This window comes from Pedobacter sp. NO84 (assembly GCF_059703915.1).
In genome coordinates this window covers 2246627-2264591 of record NZ_AP046575.1, presented here as the reverse complement: position 1 = coordinate 2264591, position 17965 = coordinate 2246627, and the positions used below count along the sequence as shown (strand labels likewise).

General features: G+C 42.2%; 11 protein-coding genes, 2 tRNA genes and 3 rRNA genes. 8 read left to right on the top strand and 8 right to left on the bottom strand.

Annotation, left to right across the window (positions count from 1 at the left end; genetic code table 11):
• Nucleotides 1-38: 38 nt before the first annotated feature.
• The 6 genes from AC6H0V_RS09735 to AC6H0V_RS09710 form a co-directional block, all read right to left on the bottom strand.
• On the bottom strand, nt 39-410 hold the full coding sequence (locus AC6H0V_RS09735) for a BlaI/MecI/CopY family transcriptional regulator (protein ID WP_497559995.1): 372 nt from the start codon (nt 408-410) through the stop codon (nt 39-41).
• A gap of 136 nt (nt 411-546) precedes the next feature.
• Nucleotides 547-1449, bottom strand: a complete 903-nt coding sequence (gene porD / locus AC6H0V_RS09730; protein ID WP_497559994.1) for a type IX secretion system protein PorD — start codon at nt 1447-1449, stop codon at nt 547-549.
• A complete protein-coding gene (gene coaBC / locus AC6H0V_RS09725) occupies nt 1446-2645 on the bottom strand; it encodes a bifunctional phosphopantothenoylcysteine decarboxylase/phosphopantothenate--cysteine ligase CoaBC (protein WP_497559993.1) in 1200 nt (399 codons plus the stop codon). The genes porD and coaBC overlap by 4 nt, the downstream gene beginning before the upstream one ends.
• 63 nt (nt 2646-2708) lie before the next feature.
• On the bottom strand, nt 2709-3038 hold the full coding sequence (locus AC6H0V_RS09720) for a DNA-directed RNA polymerase subunit omega (RefSeq protein WP_497559992.1): 330 nt from the start codon (nt 3036-3038) through the stop codon (nt 2709-2711).
• 4 nt (nt 3039-3042) lie between these two features.
• Nucleotides 3043-3972 carry an outer membrane protein assembly factor BamD gene (locus tag AC6H0V_RS09715; RefSeq protein ID WP_497559991.1) on the bottom strand — a complete coding sequence of 310 codons (930 nt, stop codon included), beginning with the start codon at nt 3970-3972 and terminating at the stop codon, nt 3043-3045.
• Between the two features lie 201 nt (nt 3973-4173).
• Nucleotides 4174-5088: a DUF6263 family protein gene (locus tag AC6H0V_RS09710; protein ID WP_497559990.1), complete on the bottom strand. Its 915-nt coding sequence runs from the start codon at nt 5086-5088 to the stop codon at nt 4174-4176.
• A 780-nt stretch (nt 5089-5868) separates the two neighbouring features.
• On the opposite strand from AC6H0V_RS09710, the gene AC6H0V_RS09705 reads away from it, so the two are divergent.
• The 5 genes from AC6H0V_RS09705 (at nt 5869) to rrf (ending at nt 11031) form a co-directional block, all read left to right on the top strand.
• Nucleotides 5869-7388 (top strand): 16S ribosomal RNA (locus AC6H0V_RS09705).
• A gap of 183 nt (nt 7389-7571) precedes the next feature.
• Nucleotides 7572-7646 (top strand) — tRNA-Ile (locus AC6H0V_RS09700).
• A 16-nt stretch (nt 7647-7662) separates the two neighbouring features.
• A tRNA-Ala gene (locus tag AC6H0V_RS09695) sits at nt 7663-7736 on the top strand.
• Nucleotides 7737-7960: 224 nt separating this feature from the next.
• Nucleotides 7961-10841 (top strand): 23S ribosomal RNA (locus tag AC6H0V_RS09690).
• A gap of 78 nt (nt 10842-10919) precedes the next feature.
• Nucleotides 10920-11031, top strand: a 5S ribosomal RNA gene (gene rrf / locus AC6H0V_RS09685).
• The 16S, 23S and 5S rRNA genes sit together here with 2 tRNA genes alongside, the layout of an rRNA operon.
• Before the next feature lie 70 nt (nt 11032-11101).
• Here rrf and AC6H0V_RS09680 read toward each other — a convergent pair.
• Nucleotides 11102-11218 carry a SymE family type I addiction module toxin gene (locus AC6H0V_RS09680; RefSeq protein WP_497563373.1) on the bottom strand — a complete coding sequence of 39 codons (117 nt, stop codon included), beginning with the start codon at nt 11216-11218 and terminating at the stop codon, nt 11102-11104.
• A gap of 150 nt (nt 11219-11368) precedes the next feature.
• Between AC6H0V_RS09680 and AC6H0V_RS09675 the strand changes: the two genes are divergently transcribed.
• The 3 genes from AC6H0V_RS09675 (at nt 11369) to AC6H0V_RS09665 (ending at nt 14399) form a co-directional block, all read left to right on the top strand.
• A complete protein-coding gene (locus tag AC6H0V_RS09675; RefSeq protein WP_497559989.1) occupies nt 11369-11962 on the top strand; it encodes a hypothetical protein in 594 nt (197 codons plus the stop codon).
• Nucleotides 11963-12205: 243 nt separating this feature from the next.
• Complete coding sequence (locus tag AC6H0V_RS09670) at nt 12206-12988, top strand: alpha/beta fold hydrolase (RefSeq protein ID WP_497559988.1); 783 nt, start codon at nt 12206-12208, stop codon at nt 12986-12988.
• Nucleotides 12989-13418: 430 nt separating this feature from the next.
• Nucleotides 13419-14399, top strand: a complete 981-nt coding sequence (locus AC6H0V_RS09665; protein ID WP_497559987.1) for an acyl-ACP desaturase — start codon at nt 13419-13421, stop codon at nt 14397-14399.
• 119 nt (nt 14400-14518) lie between these two features.
• Here the strand turns inward: AC6H0V_RS09665 and AC6H0V_RS09660 are convergent, their stop codons facing one another.
• On the bottom strand, nt 14519-17911 hold the full coding sequence (locus tag AC6H0V_RS09660; RefSeq protein WP_497559986.1) for a methylmalonyl-CoA mutase family protein: 3393 nt from the start codon (nt 17909-17911) through the stop codon (nt 14519-14521).
• Between the last annotated feature and the right edge of the window lie 54 nt (nt 17912-17965).

Below are 17965 nucleotides of genomic sequence, written 5' to 3'. Positions count from 1 at the left end.
ACGTATTGGACGCTCAACGCTCAACGCAAGGTGCTTGTCTATTTCAGTTTATCTAAATATTCTTTAATCAAATCAATCTCCTCCTTGCTTGCGGTTTTGTTGCCCAGAGCCTGCATTACCAATCGGGCTGCCGAGCCGTTAAATACATTGGCAATCATTTTATTTAGTAATTGCTGCTGCGTTTGCTCTTGGTTAACCACTGCATGATAAATGTGGGTCTTAGCGTTGGTATCGCGATCTACTAAGCCTTTTTCATGCATGATCTGCATCAATTTTAAAGTTGTGGTATAGCCCGCATCTTTCTTGTTCAATGCTTCGTGAACCTCGCGAACGGTACAGTTGCCTTTTTGCCAAAGCACCTGTAAAATTTCCATTTCGCCTTCTGTTGGTTTGATGTTTTTATTGGTCATTTTGTTACACTACGAATTTTTTCGTATTCAAATGTACGAATGTATTCGTATAATCAAAATTATTTAACAAAAATTTAACAATTTTTCTTCAAAACGCTGAAATAGCGTGGGATACAGCCAAATTATACGTCTTAAGTTAGCGAGTCTTTTTTAAGCCTTCGTATTTATTGATATTCGCTGGATCGATATCACTTAAGAGATTATATGCTTTAATTCGATCGCCAGGATCAATGATATTACTTAAAACATTGGTTATTTCATCAGCTTTGCTTGAAAAATAAACATTGGGGAAAATGGAACCAAGTTTCTGTCTATCCAGTTGTTGTAAGGAGGGCAGAAAAAACAGTATGTTTTTTGCACCGTTATTTACATTATCGACGAGCTTATCCAGCCCGTTCATATGATAGTCATAGATAAAAAGTCTTAAATTTTTAAACGTAGGGTTTAAAAGATTTTCATTTAGCCAATATCTGTTTCTAAGTCCATCAATTGCTTTCCAACCCTTACTTCCGCCGGTTTGTGCGATATTAATTACGTTTTGGGCTTTTGTATAATACGGAGTTCCGCCTAGCGTGCTAAAAGTATCTTTGTCAAGTCCGATAATGGTATAGGCATAGAAGCCCAGTAGTGAGCTAAGATTAGAGATGTAATTCTGATCCGAAAAATCTAAAGACTGCCCATCGTTAAAGATAAAATCAAAATCTTTATCGCTCATATTTAAAATGGTGCTGTAATATGAACTTCCATACACGGGTCTGTTCGATTGGATCTGCGCCTCAGCGGCATAGCCAGAGCTGCCATCAAAAGCAGTAACGGTGATTATAATACTGCATTCGATCCGCTCTTGCGGTAAATAAGTCTCATTTGTCCATTTGTTATTGTTCAAGAAATCCCGGATGGTAGTTTGAAGCAGTTCAAGGTTTTTCTTATTGATATTTGAAATATTGGGCGCCAAAACCTGCACACGACTATTCAGTTCCTGGGCTTTAACTACACCAAAGACCAGCAATAACACTAATAATCCTATAAATTTCTTCATTTGATAATCAAGTTGAGTATCGCAGAGCAGATATCTTTAGCCACTTCTTTTTTGGCTTTAACTTCAAAAGTAGTCTTTACTAATGATCTATTAAAGATAGTTATTTTATTGGTTTCTGTTTTGAAGCCGGCACCTTTGTCGTTTAACGAATTGAGAACGATAAGATCGAGGTTCTTCTTTTGCAATTTAGCTTTGGCATATTCTTCTTCATTCTCTGTTTCTAAGGCAAAGCCGATAAGCAATTGGTCCTGCTTTTTAACCGTTCCCAGGCTTGCTAAGATATCGGTCGTTTTTTTAAGTTCAACAGTAAGCGAATGTTCCTGTTTTTTGATTTTTTGATCGGCTACAGTGATAGGGGTATAATCGGCCACCGCTGCGCTCATTATCAATATATCGCAATGCGGAAAGTTTGCCGTACAAGCTTCCAACATATCTTGGGCGCTAATTACATCGATCCTATTTATTTCATTTACTGTTTTTTCGCTTGTCGGACCTGTAATCAAAGTCACATCTGCTCCTAAGGCATGCATTTCTTGCGCTAATGCAAAGCCCATCTTGCCCGAAGAATGGTTTCCTATAAACCTTACGGGATCAATGGCCTCATACGTGGGGCCTGCGGTTACCACAACTTTTTTATTTAATAGAGGTAGGCCTTTTTTGATTTCCAGAATTATAAATGCAACGATCTCTTCAGGTTCTGCCATTCGACCTTCTCCAACTAATCCGCTTGCCAGTTCTCCTTTATTAGGGGAAATGATCACATTCCCAAAGCTTTTTAAACGCTCTATATTTTCTTGCGTGCTTTCATGCTTCCACATATCCAAATCCATCGCAGGTGCAATAAACACTGGGCACTTGGCCGATAAGTAAACCGCGGAGAGCAGGTTATCACATAGCCCGTTGGCCATTTTGCCTATTGTATTTGCCGATGCCGGAGCGATTATCATTAGATCGGCCCAAAGACCAAGCTCTACATGGTTGCTCCAAACGCCAGTTTCGGCCTCGAAATATTGCGTATAAACGGGATTTTTTGAAAGTGTAGCTAGGGTTAAGGGAGTGATGAAGTTACTTGCATCAGCGGTAAGGACAACCTTAACATTTGCACCAGCTTTAATCAATGCCCGTACCAATAGGGCAGATTTGTAGGCTGCAATGCTGCCGCAAACCCCAAGAATAATATTTTTGTTGTGAAGCATCGTGCATGGGGCATGGGGCTGGGTGAAAAAACGCTATGCGCCAAGCGCCATGCCCCAGGCTAATTATTTCTGTTGCTCTTTAGCAGGATTTCTGTGGTATACTTTCCCATTCAAAAACTCATCGATTGCAATTAAGCTAGGCTTAGGCATACGCTCATAGTGTTTGCTAATCTCAATCTGCTCTCTGTTTTCAAAAATCTCTTCCAAGTTATCGTTTGAAGAAGCAAACTCGGCCAATTTGCCATGTAATTCTTCTTTCATGTTATTAGAAATCTGATTAGCCCTTTTTGAAATGATCACTAAAGATTCATAAATGTTATCAGTAGTCTGATCCAAATCATGTACATTTCTCGTTACCGTAGTATTTGGTATAGCGGGTTTTGGTGTATTCATTATATTATGGGTTTTTAATCTCTATTTTTTTCTCTGTACTGTCTTTTTGCTTCTTATCTTTATTCAGTGCATTGTATTTAGCTATTAAGGCGGCATCTTCTGCGAGAACTTGTTTTGCAGCAGCAATACCTGCAATGCTATCGTCTTTCAATTGCTTAGCCTCTTTGGCATATTTACTATTGGGATAAGCTTCTGTAAATTCATTATAATAACCTATAGCTTCATTATAGCGATCTTCCTGTCTATTTGCATAACTGTTTTTCGCATACATGTATTGTGATTTTACAATCAACAAATTCATTTCTTCGGCATATTTAATATCAGGAAATTCTATCTGTGCGTTTTTTAAAGCAACAACAGCTGATTTATAATAGGTAATATCGTAACCCCCAAGATCGTAGTATAATTTAGCGTTTTCAAAGGCTTTGCTTTCCAGTTTCCCACGTAAAACAGCAATATATTGGGCCGCTTGTGTTGCACGATCGCTTTTCGGATATAGGTTGATAAACAATTGCAATGCATCAATAGCTTTATACGTATTTTCTTGATCCAACGAAGATTTGGGAGAATCCAAAAAGTAGCAATAGGCTCCCATATATCTACACTCTTCTGCATTTTTACTTGCTGGGTAAGTGTCAGCAAATTCTTTAAATTTGTAACGAGCTGTTGTATAATCTTTTAAGTGGTAAAGTGTAAAGGCATAATAATAGTTAAGGTCTTCAGCTTCGGCAGTTCCCCTGTATTTTTGGGCAAGGCCTTCAAATAAGATCAATGCCTTTGCATAGTCCTTCTTGTTATAGAGTCTAATACCTTCTGCATACTTTTTACCTACATCATTACTAAGGCGTAATTTTTCAAAACGGCTTTTACAGCCAGTTGTGCCTAATAAAATGAATATAAAACTTAAAATAAGGAGGTGTTTAATTTTAAACATTGTGCAAAGATAAGGTAATAATACGATAACGTCAATTAATTTGTGCCTAGCGTTTGGAGTTTGGCGTATGGCGATTCAATACGCTTATCGCAAAACGCTAATAGTTCGCTAAGCTAAATAAAGCCTTTGAACCCGTCAAACACTTAACAATTTTTAACATAAACCTGATCATCTTGTTTAGCAAGATAAACCGACGAATCGCTATTTATCGCTAAAAATCATTTTATTAACCATTTTCATAGGAATTACCATGCCTTCTGGGAGTTGGTCGGATGCTTTGAACGTTGTAGACCCATTAAGGGTTTGCTCGTAATTACTGTTGATCACCCAACCTGTTTTTTTGTCGATTTTTATTTCTGCATTCATCGTTCCATTTAGATTATACATCATCTCCATCCCGTTAGCTTGTACATAGCCTGCTTTTGGGTCGGGGGTAAGAATAGAGGAACAGGTGATAAGATAATAGGTATCAGTAATTTCTTTTAGGGTGAATGTATTTTCGATATCCATTGCCATCTTTGATCTCAGTGCTGTTTTAGTATTCCAGCTTTCTCCTTTAGTTACTGGCGCGGTTGGGAATATGGCCAAACTCATTTCCAAGTTCCCTTTAAAAGCTTTTTCTCCATAGCTTTCTGCGAGCTGATCCTTTAATTGCTTTTTCTGTGCATCAGGTATTTCGGTAAACTGATCAAAAACAGAATCAAATAGATTATCTGCATTTTGAACCTCAACAACATTTCCTTTCCTATCCATTTTGATCAAGAATTTCTTTTTGGTTATTGCATTAAAGATTTTCCCGAATAAGTCAGTGGTGTTTTCTGAGGTATAAGACATTACATTACCTTGGACATCCATTTTGAGGCTTAAACTTTCATATCCTACCTCTATGGTATATATATTATTTATGATGTCTAAAATCTTGTAGGTCATTTTGCCGCCTATTCCCATTTTAATTACCATGGTTTGTCCACTAACTTCTTGGGTAATTACAAGGTCGGAAGACATACGTTGGGGATAGGTTACGTCTTTTGCCAGTCTTAGTTCTATTTTTTCTTTTTGAGCCAGGCAAACACTTGACGTTAGTAAGGTAAGGGCGATGAGGAATAGTTTTTTCATGTAGGTGAATTTGTTTAGTTAAACTAGTTTTAATTTACTGCTAAGAAACATATTTTAATGGATAATGTAAAATGGCCTATCTATTAATATACATATATATATATATAAGTTAACTTTTAAACCTCTCCCAACTCCCAACTCTCTGCTCTTTCCTCTGCTCTATGCTACCTGCTCTATGCTCTATGCTCCCAAGTCGAGAAAACAAATCACCTTATTCTAAGCCACTTATAAAAGACAGCTAAAAAATTCGCAGATTATTTTTAGGGGATAGAGAATTTTGTTACCTTTGCATCCCGCTTCGGAAGGAGAGGGGGCGAAGAAAAGTGAGGGAGATTGAAATTATGTAAGGCGAAAAAGGCAAACTAATAAGAGATTAAAAATCTTCTAAATTTTTTTCAAAAAAAGTTTGCTGGATTAAAAAAGTTTTCTACCTTTGCAGTCCCAAACAAAACGGGAGTTCGCCAACGGATGTTGGCAGGACATAAAGACAAGATTGAAACGAGGGGCAACCGAAGGGAAACGGTGGACTAAAAAGGACCACCGGACAACGGAAAACAGCCAATCGCAACATATACAGATCGCCGCGAGGTAAGATCGGAAAGTTCATTAAAGAGATATCATTTTAAAAAAGCGCAGCGGGGCAAGCAACAGTATTGCAAAGTACATGCGACCGCTGGAGTTTCTTAAGTCTGTTCTATCAGACAACATAATACAGAATACAAGAAGACTATTAATAATTCGTTAGAATAAGAATGGTCAGTGTTCGAACTACAACATTTTACAATGGAGAGTTTGATCCTGGCTCAGGATGAACGCTAGCGGCAGGCCTAATACATGCAAGTCGAGGGGTAGAGCTAGCTTGCTAGCTTGAGACCGGCGCACGGGTGCGTAACGCGTATGCAACCTACCTTTATCTGGGGGATAGCCCGAAGAAATTCGGATTAACACCGCATAACACCTTTCGGCCGCATGGCCGGATGGTCAAACATTCATGGGATAGAGATGGGCATGCGTGACATTAGCTGGTTGGCGGGGTAACGGCCCACCAAGGCGACGATGTCTAGGGGATCTGAGAGGATGGCCCCCCACACTGGTACTGAGACACGGACCAGACTCCTACGGGAGGCAGCAGTAAGGAATATTGGTCAATGGAGGCAACTCTGAACCAGCCATGCCGCGTGCAGGAAGACGGCCCTCTGGGTTGTAAACTGCTTTTATTCGGGAATAAACCCCGCTACGTGTAGCGGGCTGAATGTACCGAAGGAATAAGGATCGGCTAACTCCGTGCCAGCAGCCGCGGTAATACGGAGGATCCAAGCGTTATCCGGATTTATTGGGTTTAAAGGGTGCGTAGGCGGCCTGTTAAGTCAGGGGTGAAAGACGGTAGCTCAACTATCGCAGTGCCCTTGATACTGATGGGCTTGAATTGACTAGAGGTAGGCGGAATGTGACAAGTAGCGGTGAAATGCATAGATATGTCACAGAACACCGATTGCGAAGGCAGCTTACTATGGTCTTATTGACGCTGAGGCACGAAAGCGTGGGGATCAAACAGGATTAGATACCCTGGTAGTCCACGCCCTAAACGATGAACACTCGCTGTTGGCGATACACAGTCAGCGGCTAAGCGAAAGCGTTAAGTGTTCCACCTGGGGAGTACGCCCGCAAGGGTGAAACTCAAAGGAATTGACGGGGGCCCGCACAAGCGGAGGAGCATGTGGTTTAATTCGATGATACGCGAGGAACCTTACCCGGGCTTGAAAGTTAGTGAATGTCCCAGAGATGGGACAGTCCGCAAGGACACGAAACTAGGTGCTGCATGGCTGTCGTCAGCTCGTGCCGTGAGGTGTTGGGTTAAGTCCCGCAACGAGCGCAACCCCTATGTCTAGTTGCCAGCACGTCATGGTGGGGACTCTAGACAGACTGCCTGTGCAAACAGAGAGGAAGGAGGGGACGACGTCAAGTCATCATGGCCCTTACGTCCGGGGCTACACACGTGCTACAATGGACGGTACAGAGGGCAGCCAGCCAGCGATGGTGCGCAAATCTCAAAAAGCCGTTCACAGTTCGGATCGGGGTCTGCAACTCGACCCCGTGAAGTTGGATTCGCTAGTAATCGCATATCAGCAATGATGCGGTGAATACGTTCCCGGGCCTTGTACACACCGCCCGTCAAGCCATGGAAGTTGGGGGTACCTAAAGTACGTAACCGCAAGGAGCGTCCTAGGGTAAAACCGATAACTGGGGCTAAGTCGTAACAAGGTAGCCGTACCGGAAGGTGCGGCTGGAATACCTCCTTTCTGGAGTAGGAAAGACTACCCACTGCGCTAAAAAATGATACATATCTCTTAAGGAAAAACCAAGAAGACAAGCCATCAGTGGCTCTGCGGGAAAAGCAGGGACGGATAGGTTTCCAGTTGACGGTTAACAGTTCAGCAGTTCAAATCTGGCAACTGCTAATTGTGCGCTGTGAACTGAATTTTAGTCCCGTAGCTCAGCCTGGTTAGAGCACTACACTGATAATGTAGGGGTCTCCAGTTCAAATCTGGACGGGACTACAGCTAGCGTTTTTTTGGGGGATTAGCTCAGCTGGCTAGAGCGCCTGCCTTGCACGCAGGAGGTCAACGGTTCGACTCCGTTATTCTCCACCCTCACCGGGCACTGTTACAGAAGTGCCGAGCAAATAGCCCCCCGGGGCCGGGACAGAAAAGTTCTTTGACATATTGGAAGAAGTTAATAAGAAGAGCAAACAACAATAGAGACGATTTGATCTGTTGGGGTCTGACGGTAGGGGAGCGATCCCATATCTCACATCTCAATGTTCATATCATATCAAAAAAGCACACGGTGCGGCGCAAAAGGCGCACCAGTGGAAGAAAGTAAGAAAGAGTATACGGGGGATGCCTTGGCTCTCGGAGGCGATGAAGGACGTGATAAGCTGCGATAAGCCGCGGGGATCAGCAAATATGACTTGATCCGCGGATTTCCGAATGGGGAAACCTGGCATGTTGAAGACATGTCGCACACAGTGCGCAAACCTGCCGAACTGAAACATCTAAGTAAGCAGAGGAAGAGAAAATAACAATGATTTCCTGAGTAGTGGCGAGCGAAAGGGAAAGAGCCCAAACCGTTCATGTTACGGCATGGACGGGGTTGTAGGACTGAGATACGGTTACAATGCAGCGAAGTGGAACGGGATGGGAATCCCGGCGGTACAGAGTGATAGCCTCGTACACGTATGCACCATTGGCCCATCAGTATCCTGAGTACCGCGAGGTCGGAGACGCCTTGTGGGAATCTGCCGGCACCATCCGGTAAGGCTAAATACTCCCGAGAGACCGATAGTGAACCAGTACCGTGAGGGAAAGGTGAAAAGAACCCCGAACAGGGGAGTGAAATAGAACCTGAAACCGTATACTTACAAGCGGTCGGAGCGTCCAGGTGGCGTGACGGCGTGCCTTTTGCATAATGAGCCTACGAGTTACTCTTCCCTGGCAAGGTTAAGCGCTGAAGGCGCGGATCCGAAGCGAAAGCGAGTCTGAACAGGGCGCACAGTCAGGGGAGGTAGACGCGAAACCTTGTGATCTACCCATGGACAGGTTGAAGGTGCGGTAACACGTACTGGAGGACCGAACCGATAAACGTTGAAAAGTTTCCGGATGATCTGTGGGTAGGGGTGAAAGGCTAATCAAACTGGGAAATAGCTCGTACTCCCCGAAATGTTTTTAGGAACAGCGTCGGCATAGAGTTATACAGAGGTAGAGCTACTGATTGGGTGCGGGGGAGTCAAATCCTACCAAATCCAGACAAACTCCGAATGCTGTATAATATGGCCGGCAGTGAGGCGCGGGGTGCTAAGGTCACGCGCCGAGAGGGAAAGAACCCAGACCATCAGCTAAGGTCCCTAAATTACCGCTAAGTTGAACTAACGAGGTGCGATTGCACAGACAGCTAGGATGTTGGCTTGGAAGCAGCCATTCATTTAAAGAGTGCGTAACAGCTCACTAGTCGAGCGATCGTGCATGGATAATAAACGGGCATTAAGTGGTATACCGAAGCTATGGGTAATATTTATATTACGGTAGGGGAGCATTCCAGCGGCGGCGAAGTCGCAGCGCGAGCTGCGGTGGAGCTTCTGGAAAAGCAAATGTAGGCATAAGTAACGATAAGGCGGGAGAGAAACCCGCCCACCGAAAGGATAAGGTTTCCTGATCAACGCTAATCGGATCAGGGTTAGTCGGGGCCTAAGGGGAACCCGAAGGGGATACTCGATGGACAACGGTTTAATATTACCGTACTCTTTATAGATGCGATGTGGGGACGGAGTAGTGGAACTGCCGCGAACTGACGGAATAGTTCGTTGAAGGCCGTAGGTATAGGGACTGTAGGCAAATCCGCAGTCCTTGCTTAAAGCCGATAGTACCGTGGACCTTCGGGCGAACGGATAGCGCAGGTAATCAGACTTCCAAGAAAAACCGCTAAGCTCCAGTCTATAAGGACCCGTACCGCAAACCGACACAGGTATCCGGGAAGAGAATTCTAAGGTGCTCGAGTGAATCATGGCTAAGGAACTCGGCAAAATGGCCCTGTAACTTCGGGAGAAGGGGCGCTCCGCGCAAGCGGAGCCGCAGTGAAAAGGCCCAGGCGACTGTTTAACAAAAACACATGGCTTTGCAAAATCGAAAGATGAGGTATAAGGCCTGACACCTGCCCGGTGCTGGAAGGTTAAGAGGGGATGTCATCCGCAAGGAGAAGCATTGAATCGAAGCCCCAGTAAACGGCGGCCGTAACTATAACGGTCCTAAGGTAGCGAAATTCCTTGTCGGGTAAGTTCCGACCTGCACGAATGGTGTAACGATCTGGGCGCTGTCTCAGCCATGAGCTCGGTGAAATTGTGGTCCCGGTGAAGACGCCGGGTACCCGCAACGGGACGGAAAGACCCCATGCACCTTCACTACAGTTTAACATTGACATTGGGTACAGGATGTGTAGGATAGGTGGGAGGCTTTGAAGCGGTGTCGCCAGGCATCGTGGAGCCGACGTTGAAATACCACCCTTTCTGTATTCGGTGTCTAACCCCGCCAAGCGGGGGACATTGTTTGATGGGTAGTTTGACTGGGGTGGTCGCCTCCAAAAAGGTAACGGAGGCTTTCAAAGGTAAGCTCAGTACGCTTGGTAACCGTACGCGGAGTGCAATAGCATAAGCTTGCTTGACTGTGAGGCAGACAAGCCGAGCAGGGTCGAAAGACGGATATAGTGATCCGGTGGTTCTGCATGGAAGGGCCATCGCTCAAAGGATAAAAGGTACGCTGGGGATAACAGGCTGATCTCCCCCAAGAGCTCATATCGACGGGGAGGTTTGGCACCTCGATGTCGGCTCGTCACATCCTGGGGCTGGAGAAGGTCCCAAGGGTTCGGCTGTTCGCCGATTAAAGTGGCACGCGAGCTGGGTTCAGAACGTCGCGAGACAGTTCGGTCCCTATCTGTTGTGGGCGTAGGAATTTTGAGTGGGGCTGACCTTAGTACGAGAGGACCGGGTTGGACCAGCCTCTAGTGAATCTGTTGTTCCGCCAGGGGCATTGCAGAGTAGCTACGCTGGGAACAGATAAGCGCTGAAAGCATCTAAGTGCGAAACTGGCCACGAGATGAGAATTCCTTATAGGGCCGTAGAAGACTACTACGTCGATAGGATACAGATGTAAAGGTGGCGACACCACAGTCGAGTATTACTAATAGCCCGAAGCTTTCATCAAGGCAAATGCTGTTTGCTCTTCTGAAAAGACTTCTTTCAATAATATGTCATCATATGCCCCCTTGGGGCATAAGGAAATTCAGGTGCCTATATCGGCGGTGTCCACCTCTTCCCATTCCGAACAGAGAAGTTAAGCCCGCCAGAGCCGATGGTACTGCAGTAACATGTGGGAGAGTAGGTCGGTGCCAGATCTTAAACGCCCCATCACGAAAGTGGTGGGGCTTTTTTCATGCCCTTTTTTTGCGCCGACCAGTTCTTGAACTAATCGTTCTCTATTTCGATTATAAGTTTCCCTTTCTTCCCAGAAATAACAACATATTGCTCGCTTTCAAAACCAGTGCTTCTATGCCATTGGCCTACTAATCGCATTTGCGGCACGTAATCATAACACTTTCTTCCTTGATCCACAATCGGAATTTATCCCTCATACCATTATGGAAATTTCAATTGATGTACATCTAATTATTAAATCTATTTTAATCACTACCTTCTCCACGCCTCAAAACGTTATAGCAAATGATAAATGCAATGAAACATACAATCATAACTTTAGCCATATTTTTTTCGTTAATAAAAGCTGAGGCTAAAAAATTTGAATTTCCAATAGAGGTTATTGCTGGAAGCGCAGACTTAATAGTAATTGGAGAAATTGATGTGATTATCGATAATTCTTACACTTTTAAAATTTCTGAAACACTAAAAGGCCAATCTTATGGGTCGATTTCTGTAAATATGTTTAAAGAATGGACATGTGATGTAAGATTTGATAAACCTAAAAAGGGGCAGAAACTATGTCTTTTTTTAAGAAAGGAATTATCTACTTGGGAAATCATTAACGGAAGCAACGGTGAACTACCTATCTTAAACAATTCAATCACCCTAATGCACGAAGAATACGAGCACATAAAGGACAAATTTACACCGTATACCATTTCTTTAATTGATTTTAAAATTGGGATTAGAACATTTTGTAATTGCTATAAGTTTGTAGGCACGTACGCTTCCATAGAGAAATGGTACTTTTTGCAAATAGGCGATGATGATAAGATTAACAAGTTCAAACGCATTAATAATTTTTCTGCCTGGCTAAGTAAAAAAATGATCAGGTATCAATTAACTTAAAGAATAGAGTCTAGAAAAACCAATAAATTAATAGTTGGAAACATTACCTATAGCAACTGCCACTAACAAAGGTTTGCCAACCTGAGGCTGCAAGCCGAAAGCTACGCAGTAAAATTGGTAGGAAATTTAATCTCCACCTGTTATATTGCATAGAAATTTATCGTAATCGCCAGCTGTCGCCAAGTCCCGGAACGTTAGCGGTCATTGTAAATCGACACCAATAAAAATTAATAGACAATGAATATGGCAGACAATAATTTGAAAAGTGGGTATTCAGAAGTCAACGGGCTTAAAATGTACTATGAAATATATGGAAAAGGTAAACCACTTGTACTAATACACGGAGGAGGTTCTAATATTCAAGTTACCTTTGAACGAATCATACCACAACTCGCAAAGCACAGACGAATTATTGCCATGGACTTGCAAGCACATGGAAGAACAGGGGACAGAGAGACTTATTTGACCTTTGAACAAGACGCAAACGATGTTGCACAACTTTTAAAAAGTCTTGAAATAAACAAAGCAGATTTTTTAGGTTTTAGCAACGGTGGACACACCCTAATTGAAATTGCTTTACGATACCCTAGCATAATTAACAAGTTAATTTTTTGTTCAGCATTTTATAAACGCAGTGGGACATTTCCTCAATTTTGGTCAGGTTTTGATGGTGTTACATTTGACCATATGCCACAACAATTTAAAGACGAGTTTTTAAAAGTGAATAATGACCAAACTGCATTACTTAATATGTTTGACAAAGATGTGCAGAGAATGGTAGTGTTTAAAGATTGGACAGACGACCAAATAAAATCTATACAAGCACCTACATTCATCATGAACGGCACACAAGATGTTGGCAACCCTGAACATGCTGTTGAAATGTATAGACTTATTCCAAATTGCGAGTTAGCAATTTTGCCCAGTGGACACGGAGAATATATTGGCGAAAAAAACCCTCCAATTGGACACAGTACATTGCCAGACACAACTGTTGCATTAATAGAAAAGTTTCTTAACAAATAAATCAACTGCTTGATGAGGATAACAACGACCGCTAACAAGCGTGTGGCAAAAAAGCGCGTTCGGTCTCTGCAACGTTCAGATTTTCTAGTAATTTTAAATGAGCCGCCAACTTTGCCCATCCCCTGACCATTATATGCAAGCTAAGCGCATACCCTCATTGCATATTAGATTTTGTTGCACATTTGTTAAACCTTTAGTCTTCCGTGATGTTTTAATTACAAATAAACTAAAACTAAACGGCGCATTATGCGTATCTTTGTGCCTTAAATAAAAAACGATGAACCGACCATGTTAAAATAGTCGTTTAATTGGAATTGGATGGATTATTTTAACATGGCGAGCTCCATCCGACCATTATAAATATAAACCGAGTTTACGAGCTCATTAATACAGCTGAAAAACAGTAAATTAACATTAATAAAACTAACGGATGAAAATCAATTTTGGATCAAGAAAGGAAGTATTGTTGCATGTAGAAAAATACATGTTAAAAATGATGCCTACCTATTTGAAACCTATAGATACCAATTGGCAACCATCTGATTTTTTGCCTGATTCTACTTCGGATTCATTTTATCAAGACATTAAGGTTTTAAGAGAAAATGCGAAAGATCTTTCCTATGATCTAGTAGCCGTACTTATAGGCGATACCATTACCGAAGAAGCTTTACCCACTTACGAATCCTGGTTAATGACTATGGATGATATTTCTCTTGATGAAGAGGGAGGTTGGGTAAGATGGAACAGAGCTTGGACAGCTGAAGAAAATCGCCATGGGGATTTATTAAATAAATACTTATACTTATCTGGTCGCGTAGATATGCGCCAAATGGAAATTTCAACACAATACTTAATTGCTGATGGATTTGATATTGGTACTGGCCACGATCCATATCGTAATTTTGTATATACCAGTTTTCAGGAATTGGCAACCAATATATCCCACAGAAGAGTAGCTTCTTTGGCTAAAAGGGATGGTGATACCCTATTGTCTAAAATGTGCGGTGTGATTGCATCTGATGAGGCTCGCCATGCAAAGGCATATAAAGATTTTATGTCTAAAATATTTGAAGTGGATCCAAGTGAAGCGATGATCGCATTTGAAGATATGATGCGTAAAAAAATCGTAATGCCTGCTCACTTCTTACGTGAGATGGGACTTAAAATCGGACAAACGTTTGGTCATTTTACCGATGCAGCACAACGTTTAGGCGTTTATACCGCGATAGATTATGTTGAAATTATGCAACAGCTTATCGAAGAGTGGAAAATAGAAAGTATGCAGGAATTAAACGAAGCTGGCGAAAAAGCAAGAGATTATATCATGGCTCTGCCAAACCGTTTGCTAAGAGTGGCAGATCGAATGAAAAACCCAACCATGGATTATAAGTTTAGTTGGATAAACGCATAAAAAAAGCCTTCGAAAGAAGGCTTTTCTTATGTAAAATGGAAGATGGAAGAGGGAAGATGGGGTTGTAACCTTACAAACTATGCTCCATATTCCATTTGCCATTTCACCTCTTACCTTAACTACATGTTTCTACGGTATTGCCCTCCAACCTCATAGAGCGCTTTACTGATCTGACCCAAGGAACAGATCTTACACACTTCCATCAAATTTTCAAAGATATTATCGCCCATGATGGCTGCTTTTTGAAGTTTCTTAAGTACTTCTTCAGTATGAGCTTCATTTCGATCCTGAAAAGATTTAAGCGCCGTAATCTGATATTGTTTTTCTTCTTCGGTAGCTCTGATAACCTCACCGGGAACAATGGTTGGAGATCCATTTTTATTTAAAAAGGTATTTACACCTACAATTGGATATTCTCCTGTATGCTTTAAGGTTTCGTAATAGAGGCTCTCTTCCTGGATCTTACCTCTTTGGTACATGGTTTCCATTGCTCCAAGCACCCCGCCACGATCATTGATACGCTTAAATTCTGATAATACGGCTTCTTCTACCAAGTCTGTTAAATCTTCGATGATAAACGCACCTTGTAATGGGTTTTCATTTTTTGCTAAACCTAACTCGCGATTGATAATAAGTTGAATGGCCATCGCTCTGCGTACCGATTCTTCCGTAGGAGTGGTGATTGCTTCATCGTATGCATTGGTATGAAGTGAATTACAATTGTCATATATGGCATACAACGCTTGCAAAGTGGTTCGGATGTCATTAAAATCTATTTCTTGCGCATGCAAAGAGCGGCCCGAGGTTTGGATGTGGTATTTTAATTTTTGTGAACGATCATTACCTTTATATTTATTCTTAATCGCTTTAGCCCAAATCCTTCTTGCTACGCGACCGATTACCGAGTATTCTGGATCAATACCATTGCTAAAGAAAAAGGAAAGATTGGGGGCAAAATCATCGATATTCATCCCTCTGCTTAGGTAATATTCTACGAAAGTGAAGCCATTACTTAAGGTGAATGCCAATTGTGAAATTGGATTTGCGCCCGCTTCAGCAATATGATACCCTGAAATGGATACCGAATAAAAATTACGTACTTTTTCCTCAATAAAATATTTTTGGATGTCGCCCATCATCCTTAAGGCAAACTCTGTAGAAAAAATGCAGGTATTTTGTGCCTGATCTTCTTTTAATATATCCGCCTGAACTGTACCTCTAACTGAACTTATTGCTTTCGCTTTAATTTTTGCATAGATATCCGCGGGTAAAACTTCATCTCCGGTTAATCCAAGCAACATTAGGCCCAATCCGTTATTGCCCTGAGGCAAATCACCTTGGTAAGTAGGTCTTTCTATGCCTTTAGCAGCATATATCGTCTTTATTTTGGCTTCAATTTCTTCTTCTAATCCATTTTCTAAAATATATCTTTCGCATTGCTGATCAATGGCAGCATTCATAAAAAAGCCTAACAGCATTGGCGCCGGACCGTTTATGGTCATAGAAACCGAGGTTGATGGCGCACAAAGATCAAAACCAGAATACAATTTCTTTGCGTCATCCAATGTAGCAATGCTCACGCCAGAGTTGCCAATTTTACCATAAATATCGGGCCTAATGTGTGGGTCTTCGCCGTAAAGGGTCACCGAATCAAACGCAGTTGATAAGCGATGGGCTGGTTGACCTAATGAAACATAATGAAAGCGCTTATTCGTTCTTTCTGGTCCACCTTCACCAGCAAACATCCGGGTTGGATCTTCACCCTCGCGTTTTAGTGGAAATACTCCTGCAGCATACGGGAATTCTCCGGGCACATTTTCGGTAAGTAACCATTTTAAGATGTCGCCCCAATCTTCGTATCGTGGTAAGGATACTTTAGGAATCTGCAGCTTAGAAAGCGACTCGTAGTAAAGAGGCAGTTTAATTTCTTTATCTCTTACCTGATAAACAAAAAATTCGGCTTTATACTTTTCTTTGGTTGCTGGCCATTGGCGAAGAAGGCGTTTACATTCGCCATCTAATTGTTCTTCAAGGAAAGCATAAGCCTCCTCTAATCCGATAGCTATCGGATCTCCCTTGGGATTGGAAGCTTTAATATCACCCCCTTTGATTAAATCGATGACCCCTCGCAATTGATAAAGCTTCCTAGCAATTTTAGATTGTTTTTCTACCCAATCAGCGTAGGATTCGCTAGCTTCGGCAATTTCTGAAAGGTAACGGATCCGCTCAGGTGGGATAATGTATATTTTTTCTGATTGATTTGCTGTTGTTACCATAGCAGCTTTAAAATCCACACCGGTTTTCTCTTTAATGCCGCTTAATAGCGCAACAAAAAGATTGTTCATTCCGGGATCGTTAAATTGGGATGCCATGGTTCCGTAAACTGGGATTTCATCGTCTTTGGCTTCGAAAAGATTATGGTTACGTTTATATTGTTTGCGCACATCCCGAAGCGCATCTAAAGCACCTCGCTTGTCGAATTTGTTAATCGCTACCAGATCGGCGAAATCCAACATATCAATTTTCTCCAACTGCGTAGCGGCACCAAATTCGGGTGTCATTACATATAATGAAACATCGCAATGCTCAGTAATTTCGGTATCTGATTGTCCTATTCCGGATGTTTCTACAATAATTAGATCATATCCAGCGGCCTTACAGATATCGATACTTTCTTGAACATTTTTAGAAAGTGCCAAATTTGCTTGTCTTGTTGCCAACGAGCGCATGTAGATCCTTGGATTATTGATTGCATTCATTCTAATCCGATCTCCCAATAGCGCTCCCCCAGTTTTGCGTTTGGAAGGGTCTACAGAGATGATGGCCAAGGTTTTATCCTTAACCTCTACAAGAAATCTTCTTACCAATTCATCCACAAGAGACGATTTCCCTGCACCGCCAGTTCCTGTAATTCCTATAACTGGCGCTTGATTGTTGAGGGTTATTTTTTTAAGCTCATCAACAAAATGTTGCGCGCCCTCTGGGTCATTTTCTGCCACAGTAATAGCTGAGGCGATACTTTTTACGTTTTTTTGAGGGATGGTAACCAGCTCGTTCGTAATTTTTGCCGTGGTAATGAAATCTGTTTGTTCGAGCATGTTATTGATCATGCCCTGTAAACCCATTTTACGTCCATCATCTGGAGAGTATATTCTGGTAATTCCATAAGCTTGAAGCTCCTCAATTTCAGACGGTAAAATTACGCCCCCACCACCACCAAATATCTTGATATGGGTTGCGCCTCTCTCCTGAAGCAGATCATGCATATATTTAAAATACTCGATATGCCCACCTTGGTAGGATGTCATTGCAATGCCCTGAACATCTTCTTGTATGGCACAGTTTACTACTTCATCTACCGAACGGTTGTGGCCCAAATGGATAACCTCTGCGCCAGACGACTGTAATATGCGGCGCATGATGTTTATAGTAGCGTCGTGCCCATCGAAAAGTGCGGCAGCTGTAACAAAACGGATCTTATTTTTTGGTCGGTAGATTTCGATGTTCTCCATAATAGATGAGAATTTCCTAGGTAGGAAATTGGATAGGATTGATGTAAATTGGTT

Coding starts and splice junctions, on each gene's coding strand:
- porD (WP_497559994.1), bottom strand. CDS start 1,449: ATGAAGAAATTTATAGGATTATTAGTGTTATTGCTGGTCTTTGGTGTA.
- AC6H0V_RS09675 (WP_497559989.1), top strand. CDS start 11,369: ATGAAACATACAATCATAACTTTAGCCATATTTTTTTCGTTAATAAAA.
- AC6H0V_RS09670 (WP_497559988.1), top strand. CDS start 12,206: ATGGCAGACAATAATTTGAAAAGTGGGTATTCAGAAGTCAACGGGCTT.
- coaBC (WP_497559993.1), bottom strand. CDS start 2,645: ATGCTTCACAACAAAAATATTATTCTTGGGGTTTGCGGCAGCATTGCA.
- AC6H0V_RS09735 (WP_497559995.1), bottom strand. CDS start 410: ATGACCAATAAAAACATCAAACCAACAGAAGGCGAAATGGAAATTTTA.
- AC6H0V_RS09660 (WP_497559986.1), bottom strand. CDS start 17,911: ATGGAGAACATCGAAATCTACCGACCAAAAAATAAGATCCGTTTTGTT.
- AC6H0V_RS09710 (WP_497559990.1), bottom strand. CDS start 5,088: ATGAAAAAACTATTCCTCATCGCCCTTACCTTACTAACGTCAAGTGTT.
- AC6H0V_RS09720 (WP_497559992.1), bottom strand. CDS start 3,038: ATGAATACACCAAAACCCGCTATACCAAATACTACGGTAACGAGAAAT.
- AC6H0V_RS09715 (WP_497559991.1), bottom strand. CDS start 3,972: ATGTTTAAAATTAAACACCTCCTTATTTTAAGTTTTATATTCATTTTA.
- AC6H0V_RS09665 (WP_497559987.1), top strand. CDS start 13,419: ATGAAAATCAATTTTGGATCAAGAAAGGAAGTATTGTTGCATGTAGAA.